General features: G+C 65.5%; 17 protein-coding genes and 1 pseudogene. 8 read left to right on the top strand and 10 right to left on the bottom strand.

What is annotated here, in order from left to right; all coding sequences use genetic code 11:
* Positions 1–251: 251 nt before the first annotated feature.
* Both TX88_RS24140 and TX88_RS24135 read right to left on the bottom strand, forming a co-directional pair.
* Positions 252–677: a MerR family transcriptional regulator gene (locus TX88_RS24140; protein WP_005086275.1), complete on the bottom strand. Its 426-nt coding sequence runs from the start codon at positions 675–677 to the stop codon at positions 252–254.
* The gene (locus TX88_RS24135; RefSeq protein ID WP_005086273.1) at positions 674–1,018 is read right to left on the bottom strand and encodes a hypothetical protein; all 345 of its coding nucleotides are present in this window, start codon (positions 1,016–1,018) and stop codon (positions 674–676) included. Before TX88_RS24135 ends, TX88_RS24140 begins: the two co-directional genes overlap by 4 nt.
* Before the next feature lie 533 nt (positions 1,019–1,551).
* Between TX88_RS24135 and TX88_RS24130 the strand changes: the two genes are divergently transcribed.
* Together TX88_RS24130 and merB are read left to right on the top strand one after the other, a co-directional pair.
* Positions 1,552–1,974: a MerR family transcriptional regulator gene (locus tag TX88_RS24130; protein WP_005086272.1), complete on the top strand. Its 423-nt coding sequence runs from the start codon at positions 1,552–1,554 to the stop codon at positions 1,972–1,974.
* A gap of 295 nt (positions 1,975–2,269) precedes the next feature.
* Positions 2,270–2,881, top strand: a complete 612-nt coding sequence (gene merB, locus TX88_RS35765) for an organomercurial lyase MerB (RefSeq protein ID WP_032701825.1) — start codon at positions 2,270–2,272, stop codon at positions 2,879–2,881.
* 265 nt (positions 2,882–3,146) lie between these two features.
* On the opposite strand, the gene TX88_RS24120 is transcribed toward merB, so the two are convergent.
* The 4 genes from TX88_RS24120 to TX88_RS24105 are packed head-to-tail and all read right to left on the bottom strand — an operon-like array spanning position 3,147 to position 6,383.
* Positions 3,147–3,740 carry a cadmium resistance transporter gene (locus tag TX88_RS24120; protein WP_005086270.1) on the bottom strand — a complete coding sequence of 198 codons (594 nt, stop codon included), beginning with the start codon at positions 3,738–3,740 and terminating at the stop codon, positions 3,147–3,149.
* Positions 3,737–4,015, bottom strand: coding sequence for a signal peptidase II (locus TX88_RS24115; protein WP_005086269.1), 279 nt, complete (start codon positions 4,013–4,015; stop codon positions 3,737–3,739). Before TX88_RS24115 ends, TX88_RS24120 begins: the two co-directional genes overlap by 4 nt.
* On the bottom strand, positions 4,012–5,976 hold the full coding sequence (locus TX88_RS24110) for a heavy metal translocating P-type ATPase (protein ID WP_005086268.1): 1,965 nt from the start codon (positions 5,974–5,976) through the stop codon (positions 4,012–4,014). The genes TX88_RS24115 and TX88_RS24110 overlap by 4 nt, the downstream gene beginning before the upstream one ends.
* Positions 5,973–6,383 carry an ArsR/SmtB family transcription factor gene (locus tag TX88_RS24105; protein WP_005086267.1) on the bottom strand — a complete coding sequence of 137 codons (411 nt, stop codon included), beginning with the start codon at positions 6,381–6,383 and terminating at the stop codon, positions 5,973–5,975. Before TX88_RS24105 ends, TX88_RS24110 begins: the two co-directional genes overlap by 4 nt.
* Positions 6,384–6,762: 379 nt before the next feature.
* Here TX88_RS24105 and TX88_RS24100 point away from each other — a divergent pair, with 379 nt between their 5' ends.
* Genes TX88_RS24100 through TX88_RS24090 form a run of 3 tightly spaced genes read left to right on the top strand, consistent with a single transcriptional unit; the run spans position 6,763 to position 8,314 of the window.
* Positions 6,763–7,386, top strand: a complete 624-nt coding sequence (locus tag TX88_RS24100; RefSeq protein ID WP_005086266.1) for a class I SAM-dependent methyltransferase — start codon at positions 6,763–6,765, stop codon at positions 7,384–7,386.
* Positions 7,383–7,910, top strand: coding sequence for a hypothetical protein (locus tag TX88_RS24095; RefSeq protein ID WP_005086265.1), 528 nt, complete (start codon positions 7,383–7,385; stop codon positions 7,908–7,910). The genes TX88_RS24100 and TX88_RS24095 overlap by 4 nt, the downstream gene beginning before the upstream one ends.
* Positions 7,910–8,314 (top strand): DUF1942 domain-containing protein, encoded by a 405-nt coding sequence (locus TX88_RS24090; RefSeq protein WP_085990810.1) that lies wholly within the window; start codon positions 7,910–7,912, stop codon positions 8,312–8,314. The genes TX88_RS24095 and TX88_RS24090 overlap by 1 nt, the downstream gene beginning before the upstream one ends.
* A 233-nt stretch (positions 8,315–8,547) precedes the next feature.
* On the opposite strand, the gene TX88_RS24085 is transcribed toward TX88_RS24090, so the two are convergent.
* A complete protein-coding gene (locus TX88_RS24085; RefSeq protein ID WP_017555386.1) occupies positions 8,548–9,210 on the bottom strand; it encodes a hypothetical protein in 663 nt (220 codons plus the stop codon).
* A 220-nt stretch (positions 9,211–9,430) separates the two neighbouring features.
* Here TX88_RS24085 and TX88_RS24080 point away from each other — a divergent pair.
* Both TX88_RS24080 and pstB read left to right on the top strand, forming a co-directional pair.
* A pseudogene (locus TX88_RS24080) lies at positions 9,431–9,721 on the top strand (phosphate ABC transporter permease PstA); the annotation flags it as partial.
* Between the two features lie 9 nt (positions 9,722–9,730).
* Positions 9,731–10,507, top strand: a complete 777-nt coding sequence (gene pstB, locus TX88_RS24075) for a phosphate ABC transporter ATP-binding protein PstB (protein ID WP_044520442.1) — start codon at positions 9,731–9,733, stop codon at positions 10,505–10,507.
* 17 nt (positions 10,508–10,524) lie between these two features.
* Here pstB and TX88_RS24070 read toward each other — a convergent pair whose 3' ends face one another.
* Entirely contained in the window at positions 10,525–11,499 is a 975-nt protein-coding gene (locus tag TX88_RS24070; protein ID WP_044521847.1) for a quinone oxidoreductase family protein, read from the bottom strand.
* Between the two features lie 87 nt (positions 11,500–11,586).
* On the opposite strand from TX88_RS24070, the gene TX88_RS24065 reads away from it, so the two are divergent.
* A complete protein-coding gene (locus tag TX88_RS24065) occupies positions 11,587–12,105 on the top strand; it encodes a MarR family winged helix-turn-helix transcriptional regulator (RefSeq protein WP_044521845.1) in 519 nt (172 codons plus the stop codon).
* Between the two features lies 1 nt (position 12,106).
* Here TX88_RS24065 and phoU read toward each other — a convergent pair whose 3' ends face one another.
* Both phoU and TX88_RS24055 read right to left on the bottom strand, forming a co-directional pair.
* Positions 12,107–12,775 carry a phosphate signaling complex protein PhoU gene (gene phoU / locus TX88_RS24060; protein ID WP_044520441.1) on the bottom strand — a complete coding sequence of 223 codons (669 nt, stop codon included), beginning with the start codon at positions 12,773–12,775 and terminating at the stop codon, positions 12,107–12,109.
* Positions 12,776–12,859: 84 nt separating this feature from the next.
* Entirely contained in the window at positions 12,860–15,277 is a 2,418-nt protein-coding gene (locus tag TX88_RS24055; protein ID WP_044520439.1) for an LCP family protein, read from the bottom strand.
* Positions 15,278–15,382: the final 105 nt, after the last annotated feature.

The following is a 15,382-nucleotide window of genomic DNA, read 5'->3' as shown; positions in this document are numbered from 1 at the left end:
GCGAGGTCTTGGGAGCGTCTGGCCCGGATCCTCATCAGCACGAACCCAGCCACGCCGAGTGCGACCAATGCGAATCCGATCGTCTCCAGCCGCCCGGCGCTTATCAGCAGCGCTGCGCTGCCAGCGATCCCTGCTGCTGCCAGTAGAGGCACCAGCAGGCAGCAACTCGCACAGATCAACGTTCCGGCACCGATCAGGGTCCACCACCGTCTACTGGAGCGCCTATCCGCAGCAGCCACCGCGCAGACCCTTCAGCTCGCGTCGAAATCAGTGGTGAACGGCAGTGGGCAACACGGGCTTTCCGCGCACGCGAGCAGATCATCACAGCCTGCTTCCAGCGCCGAGCGCAATGTGTCGCGCACCGCGGCGAGCTCGGCGAGCTTCTGGTCGATCTCGGCCAGCTTGGTCTGCGCCCGGGCCCGCAACCCCGCATCCGAGCGGGCACCCACCCGCGTCGCGGCCAACAAGTCCGCCACCTCATCGAGCGTGAACCCCAGACGCTGCGCCGTCTTGATCACCCGCAGCATCGTCACCGTCTGCGCCGGATACAACCGGTGCCCACCCAACGACCTCTGCGGCTTGGCCAACAGACCCCGGCGCTCGTAATACCGCAGCGTCTCAACATTCACACCCGCCGCGCCAGCCAGCTGACCGCTGCGCAGTCCTGTCTCACTCACGTGACGCCACCTCGGGTCGCCACGTCGACGCGGCCAGCCAGAGCATCCAGCACAGCGCTCTGCGACGGTGGAACCTCAATGCGCATCACCACATTCGGCCCCACTGTCTCAAAAGTAAACGTGAAGTACGAGCAGCACTCCGACTCCCGCGCGGCCAGATCCCGCGCGCGATGCTGCGCCGCGGCGTCCAGCTCCACGTCGAGCCGCGTGGTGGTCACCCGCGTTGACCGCACCGCCGATTCACCAAACAACCGGTCAAACTCAGCCACCCGCAATGGCCTCTCCGCGGACGGCAGCGAGCACGATTGGGGCACCCAATCCGAGCCATCTTCGATCGCCATACACCGACGATAAACCCGTACCTAGGTACGGAATGCAAGCCTCGTTAATCGTCGACAACGTCCAACCATCGACAACTGTCAGAGGTTGACCATCCCAATTCGGGCTCGTCGGCCGAACGACAGGCCCGAGTCCGGATGAGGGGGGCAGCACGACGGCCAACGTGTCGCTCACAGTCGCAGTGACAATACCTTTCACACACCTAGCCGATGGCAGCAGACCCCCAGCAGTTTCGGGCTCCGCCATCTGGATGGGCCTTGCACGCCACCTGCGTGAGAACGTGCAGGTGAGAGGATGGCGGATAGGTATTTGAGATGGCGGAAGTTGACAGATCCACCAACTTGGATTGCAAGGATGTGCAATGCGATGTTCATCAACAGTGTTGCCGTTCCTAGAATCTCGCGCCATCAGTGATGGCTGTGCGTGCGAGCTCGTTGCGTTCGCAAATAAACGGCTGCAACTATGTGGAGAATACCTACGTCGGCTTGACCCGATAGTTGACCCGATAGTTGGGTACAGGGTTCATGCTGGTGGGGTGAGAACCAGTGAGGTCGCTGCGGCGGCGCACGTCAATGCCCAAACCTTGCGCTACTACGAACGCCGTGGCTTGCTACCCTCACCGCAGCGGACCGGGTCGGGATACCGATGCTATTCCGCGGACGCGGTACGGGTCGTGCGGTTCGTCAAACGCGCCCAACAATTGGGATTCACGCTCGATGACATCGAGGAACTGCTGCACCTGGCCGGCGGAGGGCCGGCCTCGTGTGACGATGCCAAAGCGATGGCCTATGCGCGTATCGGCGACCTGCAGCGTCGGATCGATGAGCTGGCCGGTATGCGCAATGCGCTCGGCCGGCTCGTCGAAACCTGCGATCAGCCTCGACTCCAGCGGGAGTGCCCGATCCTGCACGACATTCACATCGCCGCCACCACACCACATTCGGCCACCGGAGACTGAACACATGCGCATCGAACTGCTCACTGCACCCGACTGTCCTCATGCCGCGTCCGCCCGGCAGCTGGTCACCGACTGCCTGAGCAGCATGGCTCTGGACTTGCCGATCATCGAGAGAGTGGGCCGCTACCCCTCGCCAACAGTCCTCGTCGACGGTGCCGATGTGATGTGCCCCGCAGCTACGGTCCTGGCTGCAGACGCCTGCCGGCTCGACCTGCCGACACCCGAGCGTCTCTTGACCGCATTGCGCGCCAATTCAGCCGATCACCTCCGGGATGCGGCACGGAAGGAGCCGCTGATGTGCGCAGACCCAGGCGCCGACAGCGTCTCAAGGGACACCGACCAGAAGACTGGACGGCACCTCATGCGCACCGCCGTGCGCCTGCTCGCCGGCGGCGGTCCCGTCACGGTCGCCGATCTCTGTGCGGCCGCCGGCGTCGATAGAGCCGACCTCACCACTGCTCCCGCAGGCCGTGATATCGAGTACGACGACCATCACCGCATCATCGGGTGGGGATTGACTCTCAACCCGAGCCCGCATGTTTACATCGTCGACGGGCAGCACCTCTATACGTGGTGTGCCGCCGACACCCTGCTGTTTCCGGTGATCCTCGATCGCCGCGCGCAAATCGAATCCCGCTGCCCGACAACCGATATCGTTGTCAGCTTCACGGTTGACCCGCGGTCCGGTGTTACCGACCTCTCGCCCTCTACCGCGGTGATCTCGATTCCTGGTTCCCAGACTATGGACTCCGCCGCAGTGCGTGCGACCATCTGCGACCCCGGCCGTTTCTTTGCGAACCCCCAAGCAGCCGACGACTGGCTCACAGCACACCCCGGGGGCACTGTGCTGCCCGTCGCCAACGCCTATCCACAGCTGCGCCTCATCAGCGGCCGACTCCTGGACTAGATCGCACTGTCTCCGGCAGCCGAGGCCGTTCGCGGCGCTTCATTTGGCCACCGATTTGATAGATACAAACGCGGTTAACCGGGGCGAAGTGGAAGGTGCCGCCTTGGGCATGGACTCGTCGCCGGTGGTGTAGCCCGTGAACGTGGGCTGCAGCGACGATAACGGGTGCGATGACGGCAATAGATCACATGACGCTACGCATGGATCCCTTTTGGGCGACAAGTCTTTCGGCGGTCAACTGTGCGAGAGAAGGGCTTCTTGCTCCTTAGTCGGCGAGACCACTGACCAGGATGACGATGCCGAGGGCAATCAGGACGATCGGGAAGAGGATGTGTTCCCAGCGTTCGAGGATTTCGGCGATCGGCCGGCGGGTGGCGACGAATCTGGCGGCGACGACGAGGACCGCGATGAGCGCGAGGAAGACGATGCAGTATGCCACCACGGCCGCGGGTCCCACGCTGAGGAAGACGGGGACGTAGACGCCGATGTTGTCCCCGCCGTTGGCGAAGGTGACTGCAGCGACCGTCCAGACGCCGACGTTTTTGCCCGCGACCTTCGCCGCGTCGTCATCGTCGTCGTTGTCACGCCAGGCTTGCCAGGCCGCCCACAGCCCCAGCGCGAGCGGTATGAGTCCGAAGTAGGGGATGACTTGTGGAGGAAGGAACGCTCCGGCACCCACCGTGACGAGCACCGCCGCGCCCAGAATGCCCACAAATCCCAGGTATTGACCTGCGGTGATTCGGGCCGTTGTCCCGCGTTGTCCCGCGCCGCGGGCGAAAAACATTGAGAGCACGATGATGTCGTCGATGTTGGTGACGGTGAACAGGCCGATCGCGGGTAGCACGGACGACAGGATCATGCGCGTATCCCGGTGTCTGCGGTGCCGCTCGCGCGCCAACTGGCCACAACGAGTATGGCTGCGCCTGTGACGATGAAGGCGTCAGCGAGGTTGAAGGTGGGAAACCAGCCCGTGTGCACGTAGTCGGTGACCATCGCATCGGCGGTGCGGTCGATCACATTGGCCAGCGCGCCACCCGGTAGGGCGGCCATCCCTGCGACGAGGACCGCGGTGGCGGCCAGGGTGATGCGCGACCGCATCACGGTGGCCTGCCGGCCGGGGTGGCCGGGGGTCACGACGGTGCGTCGACCGAGGCCGCGCGGGTTTGGCGGGCCGACCGGTCTACTGTCGCGGTGGCTAGGGGTTTGGTGCGTCCGGCCCGTACTCCGTTGGCGATGACCACGATTTCGGCGAGTTCGTGGACCAGCACGACGGCGGCTAGGCCGAGCATCCCGAACAAGGCCAGCGGCATCAACGCGACAATCAGGCCCAGGGACAGGCCGACGTTTTGCAGCATGATCCGGCGCGCCCGACGCGCATGAGTGAACGCCTGCGGCAGGTGGCGCAGGTCTTCGCCCATCAACGCCACATCCGCGGTTTCGATCGCCACGTCGGTGCCCATCGCGCCCATTGCGATACCCAGGTCGGCAGTGGCCAGGGCAGGAGCGTCATTGACGCCATCGCCCACCATCGCCGTGGGGCGCTGGGCCCGGAGCTGTTCGATCAGTCGGGCCTTGTCCTCGGGGCGCAACTCGGCGTGCACGGCGTCGATCCGGACATCGCGGGCCAACGCCGCGGCGGTGGCCTGGTTGTCGCCGGTGAGCATCGCCACGTGGTAGCCGTCGCCGCGCAGTTGGGCCACCACCTCGGCGGCCTCGGGGCGCAACTCGTCGCGTACTGCAATTGCCCCGATCAGCTGTCCGTTGTCTTCGACGAGGACGGCGGTGGCGCCGGCCTGCTGCATGCGTGCGACATCGCCGGCGAGTGGGCCGGGGTCGAGCCAGCCGGGCCGGCCGAGCCGGATGGTGTGCCCGTTGCGATGCCCGGTGAGGCCGGCACCGGTGACGGCCTCGACGTCGGTGGCGGGGATGACGGTGTCGGCTGCGGCCAGGATCGCCGCGGCCAGCGGGTGCTCGCTGCGCGCTTCCAGGGCTGCCGCCAGATCCAGCACCTGTTCGCCAGTGGCACCGTTGGTGGTGGCCACCTCGATAACCGTGGGCCGGTTCGCGGTGAGTGTGCCGGTCTTGTCCAGTGCAACGCCGCGGATCTTGCCCAGCGCTTCCAGCGCGGCGCCGCCCTTGACCAATGCACCCAGCTTGCTGGCGGCTCCGATCGCGGCCACGACGGTGACCGGCACGGAGATTGCCAAGGCGCACGGGGAGGCGGCGACCAGCACCACCAGGGCACGTTCGATCCAGGTAGCCGGGTCACCGAGCACACTGCCCAGCACCGCGATCAGTGCCGCGGCGATCATGACCCCGGGCACCAGCGGTTTGGCGATGCGGTCGGCCAAGCGTTGGGAGGCGCCCTTGCGGGACTGCTCGGCCTCCACGATGCGCACGATGCGGGCCAGCGAGTTGTCCTCGGCGGTGGTAGTGACCTCCACCTCGAGTACGCCGGTGCCGTTGATCGACCCGGCGAACACCTCATCGCCTGGCCCTGCTTCGACGGGAACCGACTCGCCGGTGATGGCCGAGACGTCGAGCGCGGTGCGGCCTTGCCCGATGATGCCGTCGGTAGCGACACGTTCACCCGGCTTGACCAGCATCCGGTCGCCGATCCGCAATTCGGTTGGTGCGACGACAATTTCGGTGCCGTCACGCAGCACGGTGGCCTCATCGGGCACCAGCGACAACAGCGCGCGCAGTCCGCGGCGAGTGCGCGCCAGCGAGTACTCCTCCAGTCCCTCGCTGATGGAGAACAGGAAGGCCAGCATGGCGGCCTCGCCCACCTCGCCGAGGATCACTGCGCCCACCGCGGCGATGGTCATCAGGGTGCCGACCCCGATCTTGCCCTTGGCCAGCCGCGTCAGGGTGGACGGCACGAAGGTATAGGCACCGGCCAGCAGCGCCACCGCTTGCAGCGTGAGGACGATCGGCTCGGTGGCGCCGAGGAATCCAGCGATCAGCGCTGCCAGCAGGAACACCCCCGAAATAGCGGCGAACTGCAGTTCTTTGATCTGCCAGAGCCGCTCGGGTTCACGCTCCTGCTCGTCGGAGCGGGGTTCGTCGTTGCCGCAGCCGCATGCGTCGCTCATCGCCGGGCCTGCTTCGTGGAGGTCGCCGCGCCCGTGCGGGAGCGGGTTCCGTAGTTGGGGCACAGCGCCACCGCGCTGCCCGTGGCGGCCAGCAGCGTCTCCGCTGAGGCGAGCAGGTCGAGCAGTTCGGGGCGCGTCAGCGAGTAGAACACCTGTCGTCCTTCGGGGCGCCCGGTGACCAGTCCGCAGTCCCGCAGGCACGCCACATGGGCCGAGACGGTGGATTGCGCCAACCCCAGCTCACCGACCAGGTCGACCACCCGGGCTTCCCCGTCGGCCAGCCGGCGCACGGTCGCCAGCCGGGCGCCATCGGAGAGGCTGTGAAACAGCGCCACCGCGGCATCCAGATTGGAGGAGGTCCCTGAGGTACTGCCGACGAGGCAGGCATCCGACTCATTCATCGCCATATGACGATTATAACCGACTAGCGGCGATGCTTCGAGGTGGGGTTGGGACCCGACGTCTGTGTCTCCTCGGTGGCTCGGTGGGGTGGAGGTGCAGTGCCAGGCCGGTGCCATCCTTGTGGGCAACCCGCAACGCTGGTGGCCAGCCACATCTGTACTCGGACAGCCTGATTCATTCTGATGTCCAGTGTCGCGCCACGGTCATCACGCGATGACCCCGACCTGCTCGTTGCTGGTGCAGGTGGTCTCGATTAGAGCCGAAGTTCGGGTGGTAGGGGAACGACGCCCACGGCCAGGCCCACGCGACTACTGTGAGACTGTCGGCAGACGGCAGCCCATATTGGACGCTCCGCAACGCCTGACCGGCGACGCGAGGTGAACCATGGCTACATCAGATGATCGAAGCGCACGCTGGAACCGGTACTGGGACAAGAAATCCCGCAACTATGACCGTGAGATCGGGTTCTTCGACCGCCACCTGTTCGGCGACTCCCGCCAGTGGGTCTGCAGCCAAGCCACCGGCGACGTTCTGGAAGTCGCGATCGGCACTGGCCTCAACCTGCCCTTCTGCCCCGAAACTGTCCGGCCGACCGGCATCGACTGGAGCGAGCAGATACTCGACCTGGCCCGTGACCGCGCCGCCGATCTCGGACACCCCGCCGTTCTGCAACGGGCCGACGCCCACCGATTGCCGTTCGACGATGCCAGCTTCGACGCCGTCGTATGCCCCCTCGGGCTGTGCGCCATCCCCAACCACACCCAAGCGCTAACCGAGATGACCCGGGTACTGCGCCCAGGTGGGCGGCTCGTCCTGGTCGATCACATCCGCAGCAGCGCCGCCCACTGGACCACCTCCTTACCGCTGACGGCCTCGACATTGACCGCGTCGAGCGGTTCACCCTCGGGCTCGTCGAACGGGTCGTCACCCGTAAGGCCGCCACGACCTGACTCGCCGCGGGCGGTGGTGTGTCCACGCCGGCACCATCACGAAAGAAGCCGCACATGACCGAAATGCCCAGACGCACCGCTCTTGCCGTCCTCGGGGCGGCCGGCACCGTGGCCGCACTGGCCTACCTGCTGCGCACCACCATTCGGATGCCGGCAGGCCGAGCCGAGGGGCCCGGGATGATGGGTGGAATCTCGGGCACCGATATGAGCCGCTACATGGCTATGTTCGCCCGACACAATGAACTGCGGCGCACCGTCGAAGACATACCAGGCGGGATCCGTACCGTCACTGAATCCGGCGCCCCTGATCTCGTCGCGCAACTGCATGCCCACGTGTCCTCAATGTATGACCACCTCGGCCAAGGTGCTGAAGTGACCTGCATGAGCGACAGCCTGCCCACGCTGTTCCGGAGAGCATCTGACTACCAACGCCAAATCACGCTGACCTCCAACGGTGTTGCCGTTATCGAAACTGCCACTGATCCCGCTCTTATCGACGCCATCCGCGCCCACGCGCGAGAAGTTACCGGCTTCGTTGTCAATGGCATGCCAACCATGATGGGACCCATGATGGGCCGCTAATGGCCCCGCCCGTCAGCCCTTCGCGCCGCCGACGGTTCCGGGTGTACGCCGAAACGCCGGTCTATCGCCGCAACCAACTGCGCAGTTGCGACCTCCAACTAGGTAGGGTGCGACCCTTGTGGGAGGCCACAGTATCGGTGCGGGCGGTCAAAGGCGCTGTGGCCCCGGTGATCCCTGGCATCGAGGCGATGGGTGCCGATCACCTTGGCTACCCAGTACCGTGGCAGCTGGCCAGCACGTCCGGTATCTCCGGGGCGACCCTCGCTGAGGGTGCAACTGCCACAGGCAAAGTGTATTTCGCTGTCACCAGCGCCAAGCCGGCCATAATGTGGTGCGATATGGCGCTGCCGATGGCCGACTGTCTCTGCTGTGGTGCCGATTGCGCGTGCTTCACCAAGCCGTGAGGCCGCGTGACACTCGGCGTCAAGGCCCCGCGCTGGCACTGTCATCGGTGGAGTGGCTACGGGAGGTAGTGCGTTGGGCAACAAGCCGTTCGGCGGCGCTCGTTTGGTGCGTGAGGGCGTTTGACGGCCCCGATCAGGTGCTGTCCAATGTGCTTGACCACGTGGTCCTGTAGTTGAAACATTCTTCATCGCAACCACTTTCGCTGCGCATGAGCGCGTGCGTTCTCGGCAAGCTACGCGTTCTCCGCCATCGAGGAAGCCCGACGTTCCATCCACTGCTGAACCACATGGTTACCCGCAGTTCGAATCGTTTCCCGACGTACCGCCATATGTCGCTGTCTGCGATCCATCAATGCTGTTTCGACTTGCCTGCGATACGCATCGCGGTCGTCCTCGATGGATGCCGCCGGGTGGTATTGGCCGGGTGCAACTGCTTGTTCGGTATCAGAACTCGAAATCTCTACTTCCGCAATGCTAAGCAAATGGGGGTGCTGAGCCGCGCCTAGTGGTCCATCGCTTCTGGCGAACACGCCGCCTATCTCGGTTTCGAAGTCGTCGACATCGGATCGATCAGGAGGGGTAGCCGGTGCACCTTCCGCGACTGCGGCCCAGTGTCGATTGATGATCGAACCCGGTGTCATGCAATCGCTTTCGCGGCACAGCGGAGCAAACTCCGCGTCTTGGTTCAACAAGCTCGCTGCAATGAATGCCTGCCGAGCGACTCTCCCTGATGCGGCAAGGCTTTCGGTGAGCGGCTCGAAATCGATGATGGTTTCTTGGGAGATGGCATCCAAGGCAAGCAGGCACTCCAGAACGGATACGCGCAACTCGTCGAGTACCTCCACCGCCAGGGCGGTGGCGGCTTCTTTCCGGTCGATCATCCTCTCGAGAACCATCCGGCGAATGTACTACTAGTAGGGCTAGCTAACTGCATTCGCGTGAGTGGAGACGACTAAGCGAACAGTCAGGGGCCGCTTCGCGATTCTCAGGCTCCCTAGCCATGGCTCAACGGCGTGTTCCGTCCTGTGGCTAAGGCAACGTGAATCGACATTCAATCCACCTGGACATATATGCCGACAATCGACCATCGGTGCAACAGTTCTAACAAGCGATAGAATGTCGGGCATCGTCACCGGGGTCATGCTGGCGCTGGCCCGCGTGATGGGTGAAACCGCGCCGCTGCTGATCCTGGTCGGCTACGCCCAGGCGATGAACTTCGACATGTTCGGCGGGTTCATGGGATCGCTGCCGGGCATGATGTACGACCAGATCTCGGCGGGGGCGGGCGCCAACCCGGTGCCCACCGACCGCCTCTGGGGTGCGGCGCTGACGCTGATCCTGCTGGTCGCCCTGCTCAATGTCGGCGCGCGTGCGGTCGCCAGACTCTTTTCCCCCAAGAAGGTGTAGGAGCTATCCATGGCCAAGCGGCTGGATCTCAAGGACGTCAACATCTACTACGGCGCGTTCCACGCCGTTTCCGAGGTTTCGCTGTCGGTGCAGCCGCGCAGCGTGATGGCCTTCATCGGCCCGTCGGGCTGCGGCAAGTCGACCGTGCTGCGCACGCTGAACCGCATGCACGAAGTGATCCCCGGGGCCCGCGTCGAGGGCTCGGTGCTGCTCGACGGTGAGGACATCTACGGAGCCGGGGTGGACCCGGTGGGCGTGCGCAAGACCATCGGCATGGTGTTCCAGCGTCCGAACCCGTTCCCCACCATGTCGATTCGCGACAACGTGGTGGCCGGGCTGAAGCTGCAGGGCGTACGCAACAAGAAGACCCTCGACGAGGTCGCCGAGCGCTCACTGCGCGGTGCGAACCTGTGGACCGAGGTCAAGGACCGTCTGGACAAGCCCGGCGGTGGTCTGTCGGGCGGTCAGCAGCAGCGGTTGTGCATCGCCCGCGCGATCGCGGTGCAGCCCGATGTGCTGCTGATGGATGAGCCCTGCTCGGCACTCGACCCGATCTCGACGCTGGCCATCGAAGATCTGATCTCCACGCTCAAGCAGGATTTCACCATCGTCATCGTCACGCACAACATGCAGCAGGCCGCCCGGGTGAGTGATCAGACCGCGTTCTTCAATCTGGAGGCCACCGGTAAGCCCGGCAAGCTGATCGAGATCGACGACACCGAGAAGATCTTCTCCAACCCCACCCAGAAAGCGACCGAGGACTACATCTCCGGCCGCTTCGGCTGACTGCCCGCGCCGCGGCGTCAAGGGGTCAGCACGACGCGCGTCCCCGAGGGTTCGGCACCGGCCCAGGCCTCGGCGACGTCGGCCAAAGGCCTTGCCTGGGTGCGTAATTCGAGCTGTCCGTCGGCGATCATCGCAAACAGTCGGGGCAGCGCCTCGGTGCGGGCCCGGATCAGTACCTCGGGCGGGACGCTGCCGATCCCGACGCCGCACAGGGTGATCCCGGTACCGCGCAGCACCCCGGCATCCAGCGGCAGCGTCGGCCCCGTCATCGACCCGATCTGCACGAACCGGGTCGGGTGGTAGTGCGCGGCGGGATGGCTGGCCGCTAGCGCGGTGAGCACCTGGGCGGCGGGCTCGCCCCACAGGTAATCGAGTACCGCGTCGAACGGGCGCCGGGCATGCATTTCGGCGACCTGGGCGCCCAGGTCCTGCTCGCCGAGGGCGATGGTGGCGTGCGCGCCGGCCGACCGTAGCCACGCCAGCCGTTCGGAGTTGCGGCCGGCGGCCACCACCGTCTCGGCGCCGAACATTGCGGTGGCCAATTGCACTGCCATCGAACCGGTTACGCCGGTGGCGCCCAGTACCAGCACATGATCGCCGGGTTTCACCGCTGCGGCGTGCGACAGTGCGGTCCAGGCCGAGATGCCGGGGTTGGGCAGGGCGGCGGCAGTCACCGAGTCCACATGCTCGGGAACGTCGACCCCGCCGTTGGGGTCCACCAGTGCGCGCTCGGCCATCATCCCGGAATATCCCAGCGCCCCGGTGTAGATGCGACGGCCGTCGGCGAGCCGCGCGACACCATCCACGCCGGGGATGGCCGGCAGCTGAATCTCCTTGCTGGCGTAATGCTTTCCCGACACCAGGGCCCTGGTGAGGTTGGTAAGGGCAGATGCTTCGACGGCGGCCACCTCGGCGCCGTCACCCGGCTCGGGGTCGGACACGTCGGTGTAGACGGGGTCTCGGCCCCATTCGGTGACCAGTGCGGCCTTCATGGCGACTCCCTCGTAGTTGGTTTCCAAAGATATGGTTTCTATGGAAACAATCTACTCGGCACCGCCACGAGTGGCAAGATGGTTTCCGTGAAAACCAAACTTGAGCTGATCGACGCGATCACCGGGCTGATGGCCACGGTGGGTGACCGGCTCGGGAACGACGGGGAGGGCGACGCCGAGCGCGATTTCATGGCAGCCGGATGCCCCCAACGGTTGCAGCCGCTGGTGCGAACGCTGCCGACGTCGTCGATGCACCTGCTGGCGGAGATCGCCGAGGGCCCGGTCAGCGTGGTCGGGCTGGCGGCGCGCTCCGGCCGGCTCAAGGGGACCGTCTCCAAGCATGTGCAGCGGCTGGTCGAGGCCGGCCTGGTGGCCCGCACACCCGTGCCCGGCAACCGCAAGGAGATCGAACTCGGCCTGACCGCCGACGGAGAACTCGTCGCCGACCTGCACCGGAAGCTGCACGAGGAGATGGACCGCGGAACCCGCGATTTTCTGCTGCGCTACAGCGGCACGGACCTACAAGTGCTGGTCAAAGTGCTGGGGGACCTGGCTGGGGCGCACAAGGACGGGGTCCGCCTGGTGCCGCCCACCGACCGGCCCTGAGTCACTGGTTCGAGGAAACCGAATCCCCGTCCGGGTAGGAGCCCGTGACCTGGAAGATGACCCGCCGCGCCACCTCGACAGCATGGTCGGCGAAGCGCTCGTAGAAGCGGCTCAGCAACGTCACGTCGACGGCCGCGGTCACTCCGTGCTTCCACTCCCGGTCCATCAGCACCGAGAACAGGTGGCGATGCAGATCGTCCATCGCATCGTCTTCCTCCTGGATCCGGGCGGCCTTTTCCGGATCCTGGGTGAGCAGCACCTCGCGCGCGGCATGCCCCAATTCGACGGCAACCCGGCCCATTTCGGCGAAGTATCCGTTCACTTCCTCCGGCAGCACGTGCTGGGGATGGCGCCGGCGCGCGATCTTGGCGACATGCAGCGCCAGGGCGCCCATCCGGTCCACATCGGCGACGATCTGGATGGAACCCACCACCGAGCGCAGATCGCCGGCGACGGGTGCCTGCAGCGCGAGCAACACGAACGCAGACTCCTCAGCCTGGGTGCTCAGCGTGGTCATCTTCTCGTGGTCACTGATGACCTGCTCGGCGAGCGCGAGATCGGCCTGCAAGAGGGCCTGGGTGGCCAGCTCCATTGCGGTACCCGCCAACTCGCACATCTCGCCGAGTTGGTCCGTCAGTGAACGCAATTGCTCGTTGTAGTGGGTACGCATGCTGCAAGATTAGGCGGTCAACGGGCCTGTAGTCACGATGCAACGATGAACGAACGGTGAATGCCGTCCACCCAGGTCGCCGGACTATTCGCAGGTGGTGTCCGCGGCGTTGGTGACGGTCAGGTCCTCGGGAAGGTGCGTCGGGCTGGCGCCGGTGCCCTTCAGCACGTGTACCTGCACCTCGGAACCGCTCGGGGTCGGCGCGTTGACCGTGTAGAAGTCCGAGCCCAGCACCACCTGCACCACGTCACCCATACCCGATACGCGTTCGATGGTCGGGTTGGTGAACGAGCTGGCCACGGTCGCGGCCGCCTCCTCGTTACCGGGGGAGAAGAACACCGTGGTCGCCGGAAGAATGCTCGGGTAGTCGTCCGGGGTGTTGACGTTGAAGCCGTGTTCCTGCAGCTCGGTGGCCGCTGTGGAGGCCAGGCCGCTCTGGCCGGTCGAGTTGGACACCTGCACCGTGACCTGCTGCGGTTCGGTGGTGACGGCGTTGACCATCTCACCGCTGTCGGTCGTGGCCGGCGCGGGGGCCGGAGCGGTCGACTGGGGTGTCTCCGACGGCGCGGCAGCCTGGACCGACGAGGTCGCCGATTCGGGGGTGCCGGGCACCGGGGTGTTGTCCGGATTCTTCTCACCGGGCAGTGGGTCGTCGTTGATGATCGCGTCGAACAGGGCCCGCATGTCGTCGGTGCGCGGGACCTCGTTGCCGTACTCGTCGGCGTATCCGACGGTCGGCACGGTGACGAAGGTGATCCGGCCGGCGTTCACGCCCTGGACGGACTGCCCGAGGTCGACCAGGTCCTTGGTCTTGATGTTGTCGACGAAGCTGTCGCTGATGAACATGTTGACCACGTTGTTCAGCTTGTTCAGGGAGAAGAATGTGTCTCGCGAGATCAGCGCGCGCAGGAGCGAGGACAAGAACAGCTGCTGGCGTTTGATCCGCCCGTAGTCCCCGTTGTATTCGGTGGTCACCTGACGGGCCCGGACATAGTTCAGGGCGGTATGGCCGTCGATCATCTGACGTCCGGCATTGGGCAGAACCGAGCCCAGTTCGTAGTCCTCAAGTGGGGTGGTGCTGCACACCTCGACCCCGCCGAGCGCATCGACCATCTTCGAGAAGCCGGAGAAATCAACGGCCATGAACCGGTTGATGGACAACCCGGACAGCTTCTGGATCACCTTCACCAGGCACTTCGGGCCGCCGAAGGCGAAGGCCGAGTTCAGCTTGGTCTCGGTGTAGACCTCGTCGGGGCCGTAGGTCTCGGTGTCCTCGTCGTACAGCGGACCGTAGGTCGCCGTCTCGGCGTTCCAGGGTTCGCACTTCATCGGGGTGATCGACAGGTCGCGGGGGAACGACACGGCGACGACACGTTCCCGGTTGGCCGGGATGTTCACCAGCATGATGGTGTCGGATCGGGCGCCCCCGGCATCCTCCGTGCCGCCGGCACCCATGCCCCCGTTGTCACCGAACCGGCTGTCAGTGCCGATGATCAGGAAGTTCTCGTCGCCGAACTGGGCGTTGGGGTCGAGGATGTCGCGCGAATTGAGATCCAGCGCCGCGACCTTGTTGAGGCTGTTGTTCTTCGAGGACTGCCACTGCCAGGCCCCGCCGGTGAGGACCAGGGTGAGGACCGCGAGCATCGCGGCGGCGGCGCGCCCGGCCAGGATCACCCGGCGGTTGAGCGGCGGCCGCACTGCCTCGATCACGGTGGTCTCGTCGGGATCGTGCTCGTCCGCGGGCACCCGGCCGGCCCGCCACGGCGGGCGCTCCTGGGGTGCCTCGTATTCGTAGACCGCGGGCAGGGCCGGGAGCACGTCGGTGTCGGTGTTGTCGGCTTCGGCCTCGTGGTGCTCCAGCGAGCCCTCTGCGGGCGCGGCGATCGGCTCCGCGAACGAGTCCTCGTGCGGTTCGTGGTCGAACGACTCGTGGAAGGGCTCGTCGAAAGAGTCGTCGAAGTGCTCGGGGTAATCCTCGACTACGGGGAAATCCTGGGGTTCGTCGTCTTCGGGGTCGATCCGCACCGCTTCGATGACGTCGGTGGGGTCGGGCACGTGCGGGCGGACGTAGACCGGCTCGGCTTCCGACTCTTCTTCGAGGTAGGCCGGCTCCGGCTCCGCCTCGTGGATGAACTCCGGTTCGGGCTCCGGTTCGTAGACATACGGTTCCGGCTCTGGTTCGAAGACGTACGCCGGCTCGGGCTCGGGCTCCGGCTCTGGTTCCGGTTCGACGTCTTCCGGCTCGTCGGGTTCCAGCCGGTGCCGCGTCGGGGTGAATCCGGTCCCGGCGACCTTGGCGATCAGATCGGCGACAGTTACCCCGTCGGCGTGACTGCCGGTGGGCTCGTCGACCGGTGAATCATCGGGTAGCGGCGCATCTTGGCGTTCCCACGGCGCGGCGCCTGGCAAAGGCTGCCGGGATCGGGTAATCCATTTGTTGTCCGACGAATCCTCCGGCGCGCGGTGCCGACGGCCGGGAGTGGCGTTATCACCGTCACTCATGTCCTTACCGGCCTCCGACTCTTCGAACTCGCGCGTGCGCGTCGGTGCGCATCGTTCCCGCGGTGTGACTTGGGTGCTGCTGAGGTTTTTCTCCTCATCTCTTCT

Source organism: Mycolicibacterium septicum DSM 44393, assembly GCF_000455325.1.
GTDB classification, from domain to species: Bacteria; Actinomycetota; Actinomycetes; order Mycobacteriales; family Mycobacteriaceae; genus Mycobacterium; species Mycobacterium septicum.
Note: the sequence above shows the minus strand (reverse complement) of the source record. Positions and strands in the feature narration are given on the sequence as shown.

Coding starts and splice junctions, on each gene's coding strand:
- TX88_RS24135 (WP_005086273.1), bottom strand. CDS start 1,018: ATGGCGATCGAAGATGGCTCGGATTGGGTGCCCCAATCGTGCTCGCTG.
- merB (WP_032701825.1), top strand. CDS start 2,270: ATGTGCGCAGACCCAGGCGCCGACAGCGTCTCAAGGGACACCGACCAG.
- TX88_RS24120 (WP_005086270.1), bottom strand. CDS start 3,740: ATGATCCTGTCGTCCGTGCTACCCGCGATCGGCCTGTTCACCGTCACC.
- TX88_RS24110 (WP_005086268.1), bottom strand. CDS start 5,976: ATGAGCGACGCATGCGGCTGCGGCAACGACGAACCCCGCTCCGACGAG.
- TX88_RS24105 (WP_005086267.1), bottom strand. CDS start 6,383: ATGGCGATGAATGAGTCGGATGCCTGCCTCGTCGGCAGTACCTCAGGG.
- TX88_RS24100 (WP_005086266.1), top strand. CDS start 6,763: ATGGCTACATCAGATGATCGAAGCGCACGCTGGAACCGGTACTGGGAC.
- TX88_RS24095 (WP_005086265.1), top strand. CDS start 7,383: ATGACCGAAATGCCCAGACGCACCGCTCTTGCCGTCCTCGGGGCGGCC.
- TX88_RS24090 (WP_085990810.1), top strand. CDS start 7,910: ATGGCCCCGCCCGTCAGCCCTTCGCGCCGCCGACGGTTCCGGGTGTAC.
- TX88_RS24085 (WP_017555386.1), bottom strand. CDS start 9,210: ATGGTTCTCGAGAGGATGATCGACCGGAAAGAAGCCGCCACCGCCCTG.
- pstB (WP_044520442.1), top strand. CDS start 9,731: ATGGCCAAGCGGCTGGATCTCAAGGACGTCAACATCTACTACGGCGCG.
- TX88_RS24070 (WP_044521847.1), bottom strand. CDS start 11,499: ATGAAGGCCGCACTGGTCACCGAATGGGGCCGAGACCCCGTCTACACC.
- phoU (WP_044520441.1), bottom strand. CDS start 12,775: ATGCGTACCCACTACAACGAGCAATTGCGTTCACTGACGGACCAACTC.
- TX88_RS24055 (WP_044520439.1), bottom strand. CDS start 15,277: ATGAGTGACGGTGATAACGCCACTCCCGGCCGTCGGCACCGCGCGCCG.